This window comes from Tamlana crocina, from assembly GCF_012037625.1.
In genome coordinates this window covers 1-292 of the sequence record NZ_JAAVJS010000806.1, presented here as the reverse complement: position 1 = coordinate 292, position 292 = coordinate 1, and the positions used below count along the sequence as shown (strand labels likewise).

1 protein-coding gene is annotated in these 292 nt (G+C 45.9%); it reads right to left on the bottom strand.

Annotated features, from left to right (window positions below; genetic code table 11):
- Positions 1 to 292 (bottom strand): nitrilase-related carbon-nitrogen hydrolase (locus HC176_RS19080; RefSeq protein WP_280818733.1); only part of this gene is annotated, 292 nt, incomplete at both ends.

The window sequence follows — 292 nt, the reverse complement described above, 5'->3', positions numbered from 1 at the left end:
AAATTCTACATCATAACAGATAAGCACTCCAATTTTTCCGCAGTCGGTTTCCATGGTCTTAACCTGGTTTCCGCCTTTCATTCCCCAGGCCGATCCTTCTGCCGGTGTGATGTGCAGCTTCTCGTAACGTTCATAACTTCCGTCGCGACGACATAAATACCCAACGTTGTACATGTGCTCGCCAATGATCTGCGGCATACTACCGGTGATAATATTGATATTATAGGTAATAGTGAAATCTACAAAGGTCTCCAGTAGCCTGTCGGTATAAGAAGCGAGCGAACGAATGGCC